The 16,603-nt window shown below is 69.4% G+C and carries 15 protein-coding genes and 1 riboswitch; of the genes, 4 read left to right on the forward strand and 11 right to left on the reverse strand.

Annotated elements, in window-relative coordinates:
• Nucleotides 1-102 precede the first annotated feature (102 nt).
• Nucleotides 103-1,629, forward strand: coding sequence for a DUF4185 domain-containing protein (locus tag ABZW60_RS09295; RefSeq protein WP_355475247.1), 1,527 nt, complete (start codon nt 103-105; stop codon nt 1,627-1,629).
• Here ABZW60_RS09295 and ABZW60_RS09300 read toward each other — a convergent pair.
• The 3 genes from ABZW60_RS09300 to ABZW60_RS09310 are packed head-to-tail and all read right to left on the reverse strand — an operon-like array spanning nt 1,626 to nt 5,594.
• Nucleotides 1,626-2,972, reverse strand: a complete 1,347-nt coding sequence (locus ABZW60_RS09300; protein ID WP_355475248.1) for a threonine/serine exporter family protein — start codon at nt 2,970-2,972, stop codon at nt 1,626-1,628. The two genes, ABZW60_RS09295 and ABZW60_RS09300, sit on opposite strands and share 4 nt — an antisense overlap.
• Nucleotides 2,962-3,939, reverse strand: a complete 978-nt coding sequence (locus tag ABZW60_RS09305; RefSeq protein ID WP_355475249.1) for a sugar-binding transcriptional regulator — start codon at nt 3,937-3,939, stop codon at nt 2,962-2,964. Before ABZW60_RS09305 ends, ABZW60_RS09300 begins: the two co-directional genes overlap by 11 nt.
• Before the next feature lie 29 nt (nt 3,940-3,968).
• On the reverse strand, nt 3,969-5,594 hold the full coding sequence (locus ABZW60_RS09310; protein WP_355475250.1) for a DUF4038 domain-containing protein: 1,626 nt from the start codon (nt 5,592-5,594) through the stop codon (nt 3,969-3,971).
• Between the two features lie 47 nt (nt 5,595-5,641).
• Nucleotides 5,642-5,775, forward strand: a riboswitch (FMN riboswitch).
• Between the two features lie 84 nt (nt 5,776-5,859).
• On the opposite strand from ABZW60_RS09310, the gene ribB reads away from it, so the two are divergent.
• Nucleotides 5,860-6,474, forward strand: a complete 615-nt coding sequence (gene ribB / locus ABZW60_RS09315; RefSeq protein WP_355475251.1) for a 3,4-dihydroxy-2-butanone-4-phosphate synthase — start codon at nt 5,860-5,862, stop codon at nt 6,472-6,474.
• Here the strand turns inward: ribB and ABZW60_RS09320 are convergent.
• The 7 genes from ABZW60_RS09320 to ABZW60_RS09350 are packed head-to-tail and all read right to left on the reverse strand — an operon-like array spanning nt 6,458 to nt 13,316.
• A complete protein-coding gene (locus tag ABZW60_RS09320; RefSeq protein ID WP_355475252.1) occupies nt 6,458-7,426 on the reverse strand; it encodes a transketolase C-terminal domain-containing protein in 969 nt (322 codons plus the stop codon). The genes ribB and ABZW60_RS09320 overlap by 17 nt on opposite strands.
• Nucleotides 7,423-8,301, reverse strand: coding sequence for a transketolase (locus ABZW60_RS09325; protein WP_355475253.1), 879 nt, complete (start codon nt 8,299-8,301; stop codon nt 7,423-7,425). The genes ABZW60_RS09320 and ABZW60_RS09325 overlap by 4 nt, the downstream gene beginning before the upstream one ends.
• Nucleotides 8,298-9,293, reverse strand: coding sequence for a sugar phosphate isomerase/epimerase family protein (locus ABZW60_RS09330; protein WP_355475254.1), 996 nt, complete (start codon nt 9,291-9,293; stop codon nt 8,298-8,300). The genes ABZW60_RS09325 and ABZW60_RS09330 overlap by 4 nt, the downstream gene beginning before the upstream one ends.
• A 40-nt stretch (nt 9,294-9,333) precedes the next feature.
• On the reverse strand, nt 9,334-10,230 hold the full coding sequence (locus ABZW60_RS09335) for a carbohydrate ABC transporter permease (RefSeq protein WP_355475255.1): 897 nt from the start codon (nt 10,228-10,230) through the stop codon (nt 9,334-9,336).
• Nucleotides 10,227-11,126 carry a sugar ABC transporter permease gene (locus ABZW60_RS09340; RefSeq protein WP_355475256.1) on the reverse strand — a complete coding sequence of 300 codons (900 nt, stop codon included), beginning with the start codon at nt 11,124-11,126 and terminating at the stop codon, nt 10,227-10,229. Before ABZW60_RS09340 ends, ABZW60_RS09335 begins: the two co-directional genes overlap by 4 nt.
• Before the next feature lie 4 nt (nt 11,127-11,130).
• On the reverse strand, nt 11,131-12,426 hold the full coding sequence (locus ABZW60_RS09345) for an extracellular solute-binding protein (RefSeq protein WP_355475257.1): 1,296 nt from the start codon (nt 12,424-12,426) through the stop codon (nt 11,131-11,133).
• Entirely contained in the window at nt 12,423-13,316 is an 894-nt protein-coding gene (locus ABZW60_RS09350; protein WP_355475258.1) for a nucleoside hydrolase, read from the reverse strand. Before ABZW60_RS09350 ends, ABZW60_RS09345 begins: the two co-directional genes overlap by 4 nt.
• Before the next feature lie 116 nt (nt 13,317-13,432).
• Between ABZW60_RS09350 and ABZW60_RS09355 the strand changes: the two genes are divergently transcribed.
• Entirely contained in the window at nt 13,433-14,833 is a 1,401-nt protein-coding gene (locus tag ABZW60_RS09355; protein ID WP_355475259.1) for an FGGY family carbohydrate kinase, read from the forward strand.
• On the opposite strand, the gene ABZW60_RS09360 is transcribed toward ABZW60_RS09355, so the two are convergent.
• Entirely contained in the window at nt 14,820-15,665 is an 846-nt protein-coding gene (locus ABZW60_RS09360; protein ID WP_355475260.1) for a hypothetical protein, read from the reverse strand. The two genes, ABZW60_RS09355 and ABZW60_RS09360, sit on opposite strands and share 14 nt — an antisense overlap.
• 201 nt (nt 15,666-15,866) lie before the next feature.
• On the opposite strand from ABZW60_RS09360, the gene ABZW60_RS09365 reads away from it, so the two are divergent.
• Nucleotides 15,867-16,601: a cupin domain-containing protein gene (locus ABZW60_RS09365; RefSeq protein ID WP_355475261.1), complete on the forward strand. Its 735-nt coding sequence runs from the start codon at nt 15,867-15,869 to the stop codon at nt 16,599-16,601.
• The last annotated feature ends 2 nt before the right edge of the window (nt 16,602-16,603 follow it).

Genomic DNA, 16,603 nt, shown 5'->3' on the forward strand with positions numbered 1-16,603 from the left:
CCAGTCGGCAGTAAACCACACGCCCGCCGTTGACCGCCCGGACGACCGCGACTACGGTGACCGGAAATCGATTTCTCGCGCCCGCCCGCCCAAGGAGACCCGATGCGGAAACGATGGTTGCTCGTCCTGCCTGCCCTGATCGGAGCGGCCGTGGTGCCTGCCGACCGGTCCACCCCCGCCCAAGCAACGGCAATCCCGTCGCCGGTCGAGCGGATCGCCAAGCTGACCGGCCCGGAGTCGATCAACGACACCGAGGCACGCTTCGCACTGAAGTCGACCGACCTCGGCATCCTCTGGGACAACGGCTCCGGCGAGATCCTGACCGCGTTCGGCGACAGCTACGGCAGCGGCTGGACCGGGCCGGGCGGCGGCGCCGGCGACCAGGCGACGATCGACTGGCGCTGCAACCTGCTGTTCCGCAGCAAGGACCGCGACCTGTCCGACGGCATGTCGCTCGACTCCGCGGCCGAGGACCGGCCGGGCCACGCCAAGGAGTTCCTGCCCTGCAAGAAGATCGACCGCGACGAGCACACGGTGATCCCGACCGCGGGCATCTCGGTCGGGAAACGCCAGTACGTGCAGTACATGTCGGTCAACTACTGGGGCCCGGCCGGCAGTTGGTACACGAACTACTCCGGCTTCGCGTACTCCGACGACAACGGCGAGAACTGGACGAAGGACACCGGCGCCCGCTGGCAGAACACGCCGGCCTGGGACGACAAGTTCCAGATGACCGCCCTGGTCAAGGACAAGGGCTATGTCTACATGATCGGTACGCCGAACGGCCGCTTCGGCAGCGCACACCTGGCCCGGGTCCCCGAGCAACAAGTACTGCAGAAGAAGGCCTGGCGGTACTGGGACGGCCGGACCTGGTCGCCGCAGGAGTCCGCCGCCGTACCGATCGCGGTCGGCCCGATCGGCGAGGTGTCGGTGCAGTGGAACGCGTACACCGGCAAGTGGCTGATGATGTACCTCGACGAGCACCGCGCCTCGATCGTGCTGCGCTCGGCCACCAGCCTGACCGGTCCGTGGAGCGGTGAACAGGTCGTTGTCAAAGGCACCGAATACCCGGGCCTCTACGGATCGTTCATCCACCCCTGGTCGTCCGGGCCCGATCTGTACTTCACGATGTCGCAGTGGGATCCGTACAACGTTTTCCTGATGCGTACCAAGCTCACCGACGACGGCGCAGCAGCCAACCTGGTGACCGATCCCGGCTTCGAGGCGCAGACCAGCGGTACGCCGTCCGCGCCGTGGCAACTGAGCGGCACCGGCGGGATCGACCGGACGAAGCTCGGCCACACCGGGACCAACAACGCGTTCGTGCGTGGTTCGATCGGCGCCCATCAGCTCCAGCAGACCGTCGCCGTCCGGCCCTATCACCGCTACCGGCTGTCGGCGTGGATCCGGACCGCGGAGAACAAGTCCGAGACGATGCTCGGCGTCCGCACGCTGCGCGGCCGCACGATCGCGCAGCAGACCGGCGGTGCGCATCCGCAGTACACGAAGGTCAGCGTCGACTTCGACTCCGGGCGGGACTCGCTGGTCCAGCTGTACGGCGGCTTCTTCGCCGACGGGCAGGACGTGTGGCTGCAGCTGGACGACGTCGCGCTGGAGGAGATCCGCTAGGCGGCGCGACGCCGGCGGCGGGTCGTGCGCCCGGTCTGGCGACGGACCGGGCGGCGCGGGCCGACCAGGCGCGGCCCGGCCAGGCGGTCCTCCAGCCGGCGGGCCTCGCGGCGGATCGGCTGGGCGACGTACTCGCCGAGGATCAGACCCGAGGCGAGAGCCACGCCGATCGCGACCGCGGTGGTGAGACTGACGATGCCGATCAGCTGGCCGACGCCCATCAACTCGTACAGGCCCTTGTAGATCGTCAGGCCCGGCAGGAGCGGGATCGACCCGGCGACCACCACGACCAGCGGTGGTACGCCGGTGCGGCGGCCGCTCGAGTACCCGCCCAGGCCGACGACGAAAGCAGCCGCGGCGGTGGACCACGCCGGGCCGAAGGAAGCCCGGGTCATGAGCGTGAACACCAGTGAGGCGAGGGCGCCCATCACGGCGACGGGCAGCAGCGCGCGCAGCGGGGCGTACGTCGCGTACGCGAACGCGACCGCCATCACGGCGCCGGACACGACCATGATCGGGAGGTTCGCCAGCTGGATGGTCTGCGGCTCGATCCCGACGTGCAGACCGAACTTCAGCCCGAGCGCGAGACCCAGTGAGACGCCGGCGATGATCCCGCCGGTGAGCAGCATCGCCTCCAGGCTGCGGGCCGCGGCGGTGACGTAGTACCCGGTGATGGCGTCCTGCACGGCGCCGGTGAGGGCGATCCCGGCCAGCAGCATGATGATGCCCGCGGCAACGACCAGGGACGGTTTCACCGGCGCGTGCACGGCATACAGGACCAATGCGACGGCGGTCGCCACGAACGCGCCGGCGACCTGCTGGTAGAACGCGGGCAGCCGCTGCCGGTTGAACCAACGGTTGTTCAGGTCGATCACGATCGCGGTCAGCACCGCGACCAGCGTGATCAGCCAGCCGCCGCCGAGCAGCAGCGTCGCGCCGCCGGCCATCACGCCCCAGGCGAGCACCGCGCTCCAGCGCGGGTACGGCGGCCCGGCCGACGTGATCCGGGCGAGCTCCCGCGACGCCTCCTCGCGGGTCACGTCGCCGCGGGCGAACCGCCGGACGAGCTGGTCGACCTCGGTCAGCCGGGAGAAATCCTGCGACCGGTAGCGGACCAGCCGGATGTGCGTCTCCGGCGCGACGTCGGGCGCGGCCTGGTACGAGACCGCCATCGACGTGAACGTGATGTCGACCTCGCACCCGCGCAGCCCGCCGGCCGCGGTGACGCCGAGGATCGTCGCGGTCGCGTCCGCCGTACCGGCGCCGCTGGACAGCAGCACCTCACCGACCCGCAACGCCAGGTCGATGGTCGCGTAGACCTCCCGCTGCTCGTCAGGCTCCATCGAGCAGGCGATGCGCCATCGCGAGGTCGGTGATCAGGATGTTGACCCAGCCGCCGAGCAGGGCGGCGCGGATCGCGGAGTACTTGCGGTCGCCGCCGGCCACGCCGATCCGGCGCGGGACGGCCAGCAGCTCCTTCGCGGTCACCCCGATGACCCGTTGGTCGAACGTCGAACGCACGAGCTTTCCCTCTTCGTCGAAGAACCGGAAACATACGTCCCCGACGGCACCGAGCCGGCGCAGCTCGTCCTGGTCGGCCTCCGCGACCGCGTTCCCGCTGCGCTGCAGCAGCGGCGACGGCTCCAGGCTGCCGATCCCGACCAGGGCGTCGGTGAGTTGTCCCCACGTGCCCAGAACGTCCCGAACCGACACATCGTTCATCATCGCCCGGCGGACGGCGGGCGTCCCGACCAGCCCCGGCGCGGGCAGGTAGACCGGCATCCCGCCGGTCAGCTCGGCGAACCGCGCGGTCAGCCGGGTGGCCTGCATCTGCACCGCGGCGTCGCCCAGCCCGCCGACGATCTGGACCACCTTGTCCACCACCGGGACGCTCTTGCGCGGCATCCGGTCGACGGCGCTGATCAGCGTCTCGCTCCACGACGAGATGCCGACCACGTGCCCGCCGGTGAGTGTCATGTCCAGGTACGCCGCCGCGCCCGAGCCGAGCGCCGGCAGCACGTCGTCGCCCACGCCGAGCGTGTCGACGACGACCGCGTCGCGCAGCCCGTACCGGCCCTGCAGCTCGTCCTCGAGGTCGCTGTGCACGCCGCTCGGCATGGTCACCACGGTGTGCACGATGCCGACCTCGACGGCCTGTTTCAGCATCCGGGAGACGCGCGCCTGGGACAGGTTCAGCTCGGCGGCGATCTGCGGCTGCCGGATGCCCTTCTCGTGGTACATCCGCGCCACCTTCGCGAGCAGCCGCAGCTCGTCCAGCCCGGGCTGGCGGACACCACGGTTGCTGTTCACTGCGCTCCCTTCGAGACGATCACCCTGGACTATAGGCAGATGTAGACCCGCGGCGCGCCACCAGCGTCCGGCAGTGGACTTCCCGGCGTGTCCCGCTTGCCGGTCGCGACCACCGAGCCGTCGCGCGGATCGACGATCGTGTAGGCCAGCGGCACCGTGTCGTCGAACACCATCACCGGCCCGCCGTTCTCCCGGTACACGATCAGGCCGCCGCCGGCCGTGCTCAGCGCCCGCCCCGAGATCACCCGGGTCCAGTCCGGCGTCATGTCGTTCGTCGGCAGCCCGTCGAGAATCTTGCCGAGCAGGCCGACGTACGCCGATCCCTCGAAGCTGATCGCCTCGCGCCAGCCCGCGCCGGGCGCGAGGAAGAAGTCCGAGTGGCCCGGCTCCTCGCCGTGCAGCCGCCACTGCCACAGGCTGCCGGCGCCGTAGACGACGCCCATCGTGCCGCCCGCGCACAGGTTGCTCCACGCCTCGTGCCCCTGCCACCACCCCTCGGCCACACCGGTCCGGCCGGTGTGTTCGTACGTCGGTTCGCCGTTCGCGACCGCTTTCACCGGGCGGTTGCGCCACATGTCCGCGACGCGTTCCGGCACGTGCTCGCCGGTGTGGCCGGTCTGGCACCACTGGAAGTCGAGCCAGTCGGCGTCCTGATGGGCGTTTGCCCTGATGTGCGGGCGGTAGTGGATGCCGGTGGGCTGCTCGTAGCAGTCGACCGCGTGCACCTCGGCGCCGCCGGCCGCGGTCTGCGGCTCGGTGCCCGAGCCGTCCCCGCCGACCAGGTAGATCGCCGGCTGGGCGCCGTACCGGGCGACGAGGTAGCGGCAGTACGCGGCGTACTCCTCCGGCGGTACGACGGTGCCGGCGACCTCGAGGCCCTTCCAGCCGAAGCCTTGGAAGACGGGCTGCAGGACCGGGACGATGCCGTGCTCGACGAGGATGTCGAGGAGTTGGTCGAGGTACTGGAAGTACTCGACGTTCAGCTGCCGCAGATGACCGTCGGGCAGGTCCTCGAAGCCGACGTCGAAGCCTTCGTCCTGGGTGCGGTCGCGGGGGCCGACCGCGCGCATGTCCGGTTGCACGGTCATCAGGAGTACTGCGTTGAATCCCTTGGACTGCCGGTCCCGGGCATACTCACGCACTTGCTCCGGGGTAGCGCGCCAGGGCAGAGCCCATGCGGTGTCGGCGACCAGGATCGCCGGCGTCCCGTCGGCATGCACGAGACTGCGCCCACCAGGCGACATCCGCCAGAACCCATGGCGATAGAACGGATTGAGCTCGTCGTCGAGCGCGGGGGCCACGTCGAACTCCCCGAAGCCGGGCGCCACATCGAGCCCGCTGGACGCGGCGGCACCGCCGGGGGCGCCGGGCGCTGGGGGCACGTCCGGCCGGGTCGGCGTCGGCTCGCTCGTCCACCGCCAACGGCCGGCAATCGGCGCCGCGAAGCGGACCTTCCGCACCGCAGCAACGCCCGCTGCGGCGGCTCCTCCGGCCGCACCATCGCCCGGTCCCGTGCTACCTCCCGGCGCCGCGCCGCCGCCTGCGGCGGCGTAGAACGTGGGGCGGCGGAGTGCCAGGCCGGACTCGTGCTCGAAATCGACCCAGTCACCGGTAACCGGCAGTTCGATCGGGTGCCAGACGGATGAGATGGACATGACACTCCTGAGGTGCTGGTTGCCGTTAAGCTGATGGTCGAGAGAACACACGTGCTCTGGGGTCGGTGAAATTCCGAGCCGGCGGTGACAGTCCGCGACCCGTGACTCCGCGAGGAGGAGCGGTTGACCTGGTGGAACTCCAGGACCGACGGTGAAAGTCCGGATGGGAAGACGCACGTGGCAGCCGCACGTCCCCTGATCCGGGGCGTGGGGTTTGTCGTTGCCCCCGGAGTGCTCTGCGCGCACTGCCGAGAGGACGACGACCATGACCACGACCACCAGCCTGGACACGATCGAGCACGCCGTCGCGGAGATCGCCCTCGGGCGACCCGTGGTGGTCGTCGACGACGAGGACCGCGAGAACGAGGGCGACCTGACGTTCGCCGCGAGCCTCGCGACCCCCGAGGTGATGGCGCTGCTCGTCCGCCACACCAGCGGCTACGTCTGCGCGCCCGCCGCGCCGGAGATCCTGGACCGGCTCGAGCTGCCGCTGATGGTGCCGGACAACCAGGACAGCCTGCGGACGGCGTACACCGTGTCGATCGACGCGGCCACCGGCGTCGGCACCGGCATCTCCGCGGCGGACCGGGCCCGGACCGTCCGCGTGCTGGCCGACCCCTCGGCGCAGCCCGCGGACCTGATCCGGCCCGGTCACATCCTGCCGTTGCGCGCCGTCGACGGCGGAGTCCGGCAGCGGCCCGGTCACACCGAGGCCACTGTCGAACTCGTCCGGCTGGCCGGACTGCCGCCGGTCGGCGTCATCGGCGAGCTCATGAACGACGACGGCACGCTGATGACCGGCGCGGACCTGCGCACCTTCGCCGACGCCCATGGCTTCGCGATGATCTCGATCGCGGATCTCGTCAGCTACCTGACCTGACCAGCGTGCGGGCGGCGTCGGCGATCCCGTCCGCGGACAGCCCGTACCGGTCCAGCAGGTAGCCGGCCGACCCCGTGGGTGCGAACTCGCCGATCCCGAGGATCGACACCCGGGCCGGATGGTGCTGGACCACGGTCTCCGCGACCGCGCCGCCGAGCCCGCCGCCCGACACCGCTTCCTCGGCGGTCACGATGCCGGCGGTCTCGCGCGCGGCCGCGACCACGGCGTCGACGTCCAGCGGTTTCACCGTCGGCATCGACAGCACCCGGGCCGAGATCCCTTCCTCGGCGAGCCGTTCGGCGGCGGCCAGTGCCCGCCACAGCACGGTCCCGTTGCTGATCACGGTGACATCGCCGCCCTCGCGGACCGTGATCGCCCTGCCGAGGTGGAACTCGTAGTCGTCGGCGTACACCTTCGGCACGCTCATCCGGCTGACCCGGATGAACACCGGCCCCTGTGACGCGGCCGCCCAGCGCAGCGCGGCCGCGGTCTCGATCGGGTCGGCCGGGACGATGATCGTGAGCCCGGCGATCGCCCGCAGCCACGCGATGTCCTCGATCGAGTGGTGCGTCGGCCCGAGCTCGCCGTACGCCACACCGGGGCTCATGCCGCACAGCTTCACGTTGGTGTTCGAGTACGCGACGTCGGCCTTGATCTGCTCGAGCGCCCGGCCGGTGAGGAAGCAGGACGCCGCCGAGACGAACGGGATCCGGCCGCCGTTGGCCAGCCCGGACGCCACCCCGACCATGTCCTGCTCCGCGATGCCGACGTTGATCAGCCGGTCCGGGAACGCCTTGCGGAAACTGTTCAGCTTGCTCGAGCCGACCGAGTCGTTGACCACCCCGACGATCCGGTGATCGGCCTCGGCGAGCTCCGCGAGCGTCTCGACGTACGCGTCCCGGCAGTCGTAGCGCGGCTGGTCGGCGATCGAACGGGTCTCCAACGCTGTCATGCCAGCTCCTTCAGGGCTTGCTGGTACTCGGACGCGTCCGGCACCCGGTGGTGCCACGCGACGTTGTTGCTCATGAACGAGATCGGGTGGCCCTTGTGCGTGTGGGCGATCACGAAGGTCGGCTTGCCCGGCCGGAACGGTACGGCGGACAGCACGTCGAGCAGCTCGCCGTGGTCGTGGCCGTTGACCTCGACCACCGCGAACCCGAACGCGGCCGCCTTGTCCGGCAGCGGGTCGAGGTCGTTGGTCTCCTTGGTGGTCGCGCCCTGCTGCAGCCGGTTCCGGTCGACGATCACGGTCAGCCGGTCCAGCTGGTACTGCGAGGCCGCCATCATCGCCTCCCAGTTCGAGCCCTCCTGCAGCTCGCCGTCGCCGACCAGGACGTACGTCCGCCGCAGTGAGACGTCGAGCTTGGCCGAGAGGGCATGGCCGACCGCGACCGGCAGGCCGTGCCCGAGCGGGCCGGTGTTCGCCTCGACGCCGGCCACTTTGTTCCGGTTCGGGTGGCCGTTCAGCGCGGACAGCGGCTTGAGGAACGTCGCGAGCTCCTCGACGGGGAGGAACCCGAACGCCGCGAGCGTCGTGTAGAGCGCCCCGGCGACGTGGCCCTTGCTCAGGATGAACCGGTCCCGCTCGGGGTCGTTCACCGTCTCGGGCGAGATGTCGAGCACCGCGCCGTACAGCGTGGCCAGGATGTCGATCGCGGAGAAGTCGCCGCCGATGTGCCCCGCGCCGGCGTGATGGACCAGCTTGAGGTCCTGGATCCGGATCTGCCGGGCGGCCTCGGCGATGTGCGCGATCTGCTCGGCGCGGCTGCTGTGGATCGGCAGCCGGCCGAGCACCGGCATCGTCGTGTGCTCGACGGTGAGACTCATACGATCTCCGCCATCGAACTCAGCAGGACCTTCTGGACCAGCTTCTGCGCGGCCAGCGCGTCGTGCGACGCCTGCGCGGCCGCGAGGGCCTCGTCGTCCAGGACGTCGAGCGCGTGGTGCACCGCCTTCAGGAAGGTGATCGCCTGCTTCGCCGCCTGCACGCTGTCCTCGCGGAACGGGAACTGGTCGAGCTGCCAGACGCCCTCCCAGTTGTTCTTGCGCAGCGTGTGGAAGAACTCGAACGTCTCGACCAGGTGCACCGAGCCGACCACCATGTCGTCGTCCCAGCCGCGCAGGTTGTCGTTGACGTCGATCGCGAACAGCCGGCCGTAGTCGATCGCCAGCTGTGCCGCGTCGGCCGGCGTCTCCTGGCCGTACAGCGAGTGGCCGAAGTCGAGCAGGATGCCGAGGTTCGGCAGGCCGATCTTCTCGATGCCGAGCAGCGTGCGCGCGACGTTCGGGAAGATGATCTTCACCCGCGGCTCGCGCGGCTTGTACTCGATCACGAAGTTGATGTCGGGATGCGCCGACACCAGCTCCTTGAGCCCGTCCAGCGCCAGGTTCCAGATGTCGTGGTAGTTGACCTGGAACGGATAGTCCCAGCCGTCCTGACCCGGCCACAGCTTCACGTACGAGCAGCCCAGGTCCTTCGCCAGCTCGGTTGCCTGGTGCAACAGCTCGAGGGCCTGCGCGCGAACCTTCGGGTCCGGGTTCGTGAACGATCCCTTGACGAAGTCCTTGGTGTAGATCTCCGGCGTGATCGCGATCGCCTTCAGGTTGTTGCGCTGCAGCGCGCCCTTCACCTCGTCGAGCGTCCCGTCGTACCCGGCGAACGGCCAGTTCAGGTCGACGACGGACAGGTCGCCGACGGCGCCGGCCCGGTCGATCTGCTCCAGCAGGCCGACGGGCTCGCCGTACCCGTCGGTGGCGTAACGGTCCTTGTAGGTGGCGAAGTGCCAGATACCCGCGCCGAAGACCGGCATGTCTGTCATGGTTTCGATTCTCCTTGCCATGGGGCTGTGTGGGGCGGTGTCAGCCCTTCAGCGAGCCGGCGGTGAGTCCGCCGACGATCCAGCGCTGAAGGAGGGTGTAAGCGATGAGGATCGGCACGACGGCGATCAGGATGCCTGCCGCGAGGCCGGTGTTGTTGTTGGCGAACTGGCCCTGGAAGTTCAGCAGCCCGACCGGGATGGTCTTGTGCGCGTCGGAGTTCAGCAGGATCAGCGCGAACAGGAACTCGTTCCAGGTCGCGACCGCGTCCAGGATCGCCACTGTGACCAGGGCGGGCACCGACAGCGGCAGGATGATCGTGAAGAACACCCGCCAGTCGCCGGCGCCGTCCACCCGGGCGGCCTCGATGATCTCGTCCGGGAGCTGCCGGAAGAACGACTGCAGCACCAGCACCTCGAACGGGATGCCGAAGGCCAGGTACGGCCCGATCAGCCCGAAGATGCTGTCGGTCGCACCGGCCTGCCGCATCATGATGAAGACCGGCACGATCGTGATGTAGATCGGGATCGTCAGCCCGAGGAACACCGAGAACATCACCGTCCGGCGGAACTTCATCCGCAGCTTGGCCAGCGCGAACCCGAGCATCGCCGACACCAGCACGCCGAGCGGCACCTTGATCGCGGCCAGGATCGCGCTGTTCTTGTACGTCGTGGCGAAGTTGCCGATGCCCCAGGCGTCCTTGAAGTTGGACCAGGTGAGCTGGTCGGGCCAGGACAGCGGGCCGTTGCCGATGAAGTCGGACAGTGGGCGCACCGCGGTAATGACCAGCAGTGCCAGCGGTGAGATCCAGAAGAGGGCTATCACTGCCAGCGCGAGGGTCATCACCAGGCCGCGGCGTCCCTTGGGCCCAGGACTGACGGGTGCGGCGTCGGCTGTCTGTGCCGGGGCTGTCACCTGGGCCGGAGCGATGGTGGTCATGAGGCCTCCCTGGTCTGGGAGCGGACGTAGGGGATGCCTACCGCGATGGCCACCAGGGTGATCACGACGGCGATCGCCGTGCCGTAACCGGCCTGGTAGTACTGGAAGACGTTGAAGTACATCCACGTCCCCATCACCTGCGTCGACGTCCCGGGGCCGCCGTACGTCATCGCGTAGATCATGTCGAAGACCTTGAACGAGTCGATCAGCGACAGCGCCAGCACGATGTAGTGCGCCGGCCGCAGGCTCGGCATCGTCACGTGCCAGAACTGCTGCCACTTCGTCGCGCCGTCGACGGTCGCGGCCTCGTACAACTCGTTCGGGATGCCCTGCAGCGCGGCCAGGTAGAGCAGCATCGGGAACCCGGTGCGCAACCAGATCGCCGGCACCATCACGGCCCACAACGCGGTCGAGTCCTGCCCGAGCCACGCCTGCGCCAGCCCGTCCAGCCCGATCAGCCGCAGGAACGAGTTGATCGCGCCGTACTGCGGGTTGTACAGCCAGCCCCAGATGCTCGCGATCGACACGAGCGGCAGCACCGCGGGCGTGTAGAAGATCAACCGCAGGATCGGCTTGCCGTGCACCTTGCCGTTCAACGCGATCGCGAGCAGCAGACCGATCACGGTCGGCACGGCGATCGTGACCACGGTCCAGACCAGGTTGTTCCGGACCGCGGTGAGCACGACCGGGTCCTGCGGCAGCTTGAGGTAGTTCTCCAGCCCGACGAACTTGTACGTCGCGCTCAGGCCGTCCCAGTTGGTCAGGCTGAACCACAGTGACGACAACGCCGGGTACACCAGGAACGCGACGTAGACCGCCAGGGCGGGGATGGCGAACAACCAGGGCGACCAGCGGCCACCGCGCTTGGGCTTGATCACTGCGACTGACGTTGCCATGCGCTCAGCTCTTCGCCCAGGCGGAGATGATCTCCTGCATCTTCTTCGCGGCGGCGTCCGGGGCGACCTTGCCCTGCAGGAGATCGCTCTGCACGCTGAAGTACTGGTCGGCCTGCTTCTTCGGGAACGCCTGGTCCTGGATCGTGTAGAACGGGTTGCTGCCGTACTTCTGCGCCCACTCGGCCGCCAGCGGCAGCGCCTTCGGGTCGGGCTCGGCGCCCTTGACCGTGGACGCGGTGACCTGCAGCGCCTTCTGGGTGGCCGGCTGGACGATGAAGTCGATCAGCGCCGCGGCCTTGTCCGCGTTGCCGGACTTCGCGTTGACCATGTAGCCCTCGACGAAGCCGGAGTGCCGGGCCGGGGTCTTGTCGGTCGGCAGCTCGAAGGTGCCGAACGCCGACGAGCTCTTCTTGGCCGACAGGATCGCCGCCGCCTCCGTCCACGGTCCGGTGATCGTGTACGCCGTCTTGCCCTGGACGTAGGCCGGCTCGATGTCGGCAGGGTCGAGACCGAGGGCGCCCTGCGGCACCCACTTCTTGTCCTGCCACTTCTTGAACAGGGCGAACGCCTCGACCACCTCGGGCCGGTCCCAGCTCTCGTCCCCCGTCAGCAGCTTGTCGTGCAGCTCAGGCCCCGCGGTGTGCTCGAGCAGGTACTCGAACAGCCGCATGATGTCCCATCCGTACTTGCCGCCGAGGCCGCACGGCGTCACCCCGACCGCGACGAGCTTGTCGTTGACCGCCTCCAGCTCGGCGTACGTCGTCGGCGCGGCGCTGACGCCGGCCTTGGCGAACAGCGACTTGTTGTACCAGGCACCGATCCCGAGGGACACGAACGGCACCCCGGCCTTCGTCCCGTCGAACGTCATGCCGTCGATCGCCTGGGTGTTGATCTTCGAGTCCCAGCCGTACTTGGAGTAGTACGGCGACAGGTCGAGCGCCTGCTTCGCCTTCGCGAACGGCGCTCCGATCTGGCCGCCCCAGATCCGCCAGACATCCGGGCCCTTGCCACCGAGCAGTTCCGTGCGCAGCTTGTCCGGGTACACCGCGGCGCCCGAGCCGGGCAGGCTGTCGACCGTGGTCGTCGTCCCGTTCTGCTCGTCGAACTTCTTCACCTGCGCCTTCAGCAGCCCGATCGTCTCGTCACCCTCGTAGGTGAACAGCCGCAGGTTGTTCGACGCTGCCTGGGTGGCTCCCCCGCCGGTCGACGTACCACCGCCCGTGCAGGCGGACAGACCGGCGCCGAGCGCGGCGGCGGACGTGAGACCGAGGAATCCCCGGCGGGTGTACGACGTGCTCATGAGTTGCTCCTTTGGCGGGCGAAGCGGCGGATCTTGGCGAACATGTCCTCGAGCAGGAACCGGACGTCGACCTGCTCGCAGACCTGGATGGGGTTGTCGGTGCCCGGCAGGTACCAGCCGTCGACACCGAAGCGCGGCGCCGGACGGGTCCGGAAGTTGCCGCTGTGCGGGTAGAGCATCAAGGAGATGGCGGGCGAGTCGCCGAGGGAGCGGGACTCGATCGGCTCGCCGTGCCAGGTGGCGTTCCACTCCACCAACTGCTCGATCAGGTACTTGCCGAGCGGACCGGCGTCGCCGATCTTCTCCTCGAGCTCGGCGTAGCTGACCGACACCTTCGTGTAGACATCGCTCGGGACCTGCCAGACCGTGATCCCGGACCCGAACACGACGTTCGCGGCGGGGATGTCGTTCGACAGGTTGAACTCCATCCGGTGGTCGGCCGCGTAGCCGTTGTAGCCGCGGCCGCCGATCCAGATCACGATCACGTTCCGGCCGGCGATCTCCGGGTCGAGCAGGATCGCCGAGGCCATGTCGGTCAGCGGGCCGAGGAACGACACGAACAGCGGGTCACCCTCGGAGGCCAGCTTGGACTCCTCGATGATCAGCCGGGCGCCGGGCGAGTCGAGCGGGGTCTGCTCGTCCGGGATGCCGGTCGGGGCGCCGTTCGCGACGGTGACCTGCCCGGTCAGGTCCATCAGGTCCAGCAGCAGGTCGATCTCCTCGCGGGACTCCTCCATGCTGCGGTCCGACCGGCGGGTGCCGAAGTGCGCGGGGATCAGGCCGCGGACGTCGAAGGTCGGCGACAGCAGCCCGTGCACGATCGCGAACTGGTCGTCCGCCTCGTTCTTGGCATCGGTGTTGATGATCACCCGGCGTCTGCTCGGCTTCACGCGGTCTCCTCCAGCTCTGTGAGTGAATAGATATTCAGTAGTGCATAGACCGTCGCCATGAGTGTCACCACGCGGCTAGAGTCACGTCAAGAGCTCAGTTGAAACTTGGAGGGCCGATGGTCCAGGCGGTACTCGCGATCGACCAGGGCACGACCAACTCCAAGGCGGCCCTGGTGACCGCCGACGGAACCGTCCTCGCCACCGGATCGGCGCCCGTCGGCCTGTCGTCCCCGCGCCCCGGCTGGGTGGAACAGGACGCCGAGAACTTGTGGCAGAGCGTTCTCCAGGCGGTGAAGTCCTGCCTCACCCCGGAAGTGGAGATCGTGGGGATCGCGCTGTCGACCCAGCGCGAATCCGTGGTCGGCTGGAACTCCTCGGGCGAGTCCGTCGGTCCGGTGCTGGGCTGGCAGGACGTTCGCACTACTAGTTGGTGTGCCCAACTACCTCACTCTGTCGACGAGCTGGTCCGCCGTCGCACCGGGCTGCGGGTCGACGCGATGTTCTCGGCGCCGAAGATGCGCTGGCTGCTCGACCGGTCCGACGCGCTGGTCGGCACCGTCGACTCCTGGCTGATCCATCGGCTGACTGGTTGCCGCGAGCATCTGACCGAGGCGGGGAACGCGTCGCGGACCTTGCTGTACGACCTGATGGCCCTGGACTGGTCGGACGAGCTACTGAACGCGTTCGGCGTGCCTCGAGGTGCGTTGCCCGGCGTGCGGGCGTCGGACGCGGGATTCGGGAGCACGGCCGGCGTACCGGGATTGGCGGACGGGATTCCGATCGTCGCCGTGCTCGCGGATTCGCACGCCGCGATGTACGGGCAGGGCTGCACCGAGGCGGGCCTGGTCAAGGCGACGTACGGGACCGGGTCGTCGGTGATGACGCCGGTCGACGGCTTCGTGCCGAGCGGATGCACGCTCGCCTGGCTGACCGATCGGCCGGTGTACGCGTTGGAGGGGAACATCGTGTCGTCCGGCGCCGCGCTCGCCTGGACGGCGGAGTTGCTGGGGCTGCCGGACGTCGGCGCGTTGACGGCGCTCGCGGCGACGGTCCCGGCGGCGGACGGCGTGGTCCTGGTACCGGCGTTCGCGGGCCTCGGCGCACCGCACTGGGACCGGGAAGCGCGGGCGGCCCTGACCGGGATGAGCAGCTCGACCACGCGGGCGCACATCGCACGAGCGGCCGTCGACGCGGTCGCTCACCAGATCTGCGACATCGCGGACACGATTCCCGGCACGCTCAGCAGCCTCCGCGCGGACGGCGGCGCGACGGTGTCGGACCTGCTCATGCAGACCCAGGCAGACCTGCTCGGCCATCCGGTCGAAGCCGCCGACGTCGCCGAGATCTCCGCTCTGGGCGTCGCCGAGCTGGCCTGGACGACGCTCGGCGCGACGACCGGCTGGGCGGGGAAACGGTCGTACCGGACGTTCGAGCCCGGGCCCGACGCCGGCGAGCGTGGCCGGCGCCGGGCCGAATGGGCTCAGGCGGTCGCGTCGGTACGCATCAGGCCAGCTTGATCCGGAACACCGCCAGCCGGGCGTCGTGGCCGTCGACGTTCATCGGGATCACCTTGGTGGTGACCAGGTCGAGCCGGACCTTGCCGTCGCCGGCCAGCCAGTTGATCCGGTCGATGCCCTTGAAGAACGCCCGGTGCTCGGCGTCCTGGCCGGTGGCCCGTACGTAGCCGGGGTTGTTGGTGTCCGCGGTCCAGATCACCAGGTGACCTTGGTTGTGGTGGGCCATCACCCGCTCGCGGTGCAGCTTCTTGTGCAGCTGCCACTCGTCCTGCAGGTTCGGGTTCTTGCTGCCGTTGTAGGCGTTCGCGATGTAGTGCGAGTTGATCAGGGCGAACTTCAGCCCCGGGTGCGCGCTGTGCTCGACGACCACCTCGTTGATGAACCGGGTCGGCGTCACGTGGGCGATGCCGGCATGCACGAAGGTGCGCTTCGAGTTCACGATCTTCCACGGTTCCGGCACCGAGATCGGCACCCGGAACGACTTCGGGTCGTGCAGGAACGCGTTGCGGTACTTGCTGCCGAAGTTCCTGGTGATCATCGGCGGCTCGCCGGAATCCCCCTCGCCGATCTCCTGCCAGCCGACGAACGGCCGGTGCCCCGGGTCGCCGCCGCGGACCGCCCGGATCGCGGCCTCCCGGGCGCCGAGGTGCTTGCGCCCGATGTTCGCCGTCACCACCGGTAACCGGAACCACCCGGTCCCCGCCTGTGCCGCCGAGCCGCGCTCGACCGGCCGCGCGGCCGAAGCCGTCTGCGCTCCGGCCACCGAGCCGAGCCCGGCCAGCGCGCCGCCACCGAGTACGAGCGCCTGCCGTCGACTGATTCTGTCGGCCATAACCACCTCCACAAGAGTCCGGCCCGGGAGCCGGAGGGCGAATGTCTTGTCGACCGGCTACGACGTACTCGACGCCCCGGCCGTTCCACAGCGTGTCGGAGATCGCTTTCCGTTACAGGTTGACTCGGCCGTGGCGCCCACCTATGGTTGCGGTCACAGGCTGCGGAAAGCCCTTTCCCAGGCTGCGGGAGGGAGGCGTCCATGTGTGAGTTCGAGCCCGGACCGGCCGCGGCTCTGCCCGGCGGTATCGGCATCTCGAAACTGACGGTGTACGACGTCGAGGCCCCCGACGGCCTGGTCGGCGGTACGCCGCACGTCCACCTGGCCTGCTCCGAGGGGTACTACGTGGTCGCCGGCACCGGCGCCGTACAGACCCTGAACACGAAGGGTTACACCGAGACCCCGCTGCAGGCCGGGACCGTCGTCTGGTTCGACCCCGGCACGATCCACCGGCTGGTCAACGACGGCGGGCTGCAGATCCTCACCCTGATGTCCAACTCCGGACTCCCCGAGGCCGGCGACGCGGTCCTGACCCTGCCGCCCGAGCACCTCGGCGACCGTGAGACGTACCTGGCGGCGACCGCGCTCACCGGCGAGGGCGAGGCCCGGACCCGGTCGGCGATGGCCCGGCGCGACCTCGCGCTGCAGGGGTACGCCGTACTGCGGGAGCGGTACGAGGCGGAAGGCCCCGCGGCGCTCGACGAGTTCTTCGCGGCGGCGGTCCGGATCGTACGGCCGCAGCTCGCGGACTGGCGTCAGCGCTGGGAGCAGGGCGCCCGCCGGCTCGCGGACGAGACCGGCGCCGCGCTGGACGCGCTCGAGGCCGGCACCGCGCCGCACCTGGAGACCGCCGAGGTCCACCAACTTCCGACCCCCACCGAGTTCGGCCGGCACGGTATGTGCGGCCGCCTCGACATCTACGACACCCAAGCGTGATC

This window comes from Kribbella sp. NPDC003557 (genome assembly GCF_040610805.1).
In the GTDB taxonomy this organism is placed as follows: domain Bacteria; phylum Actinomycetota; class Actinomycetes; order Propionibacteriales; family Kribbellaceae; genus Kribbella.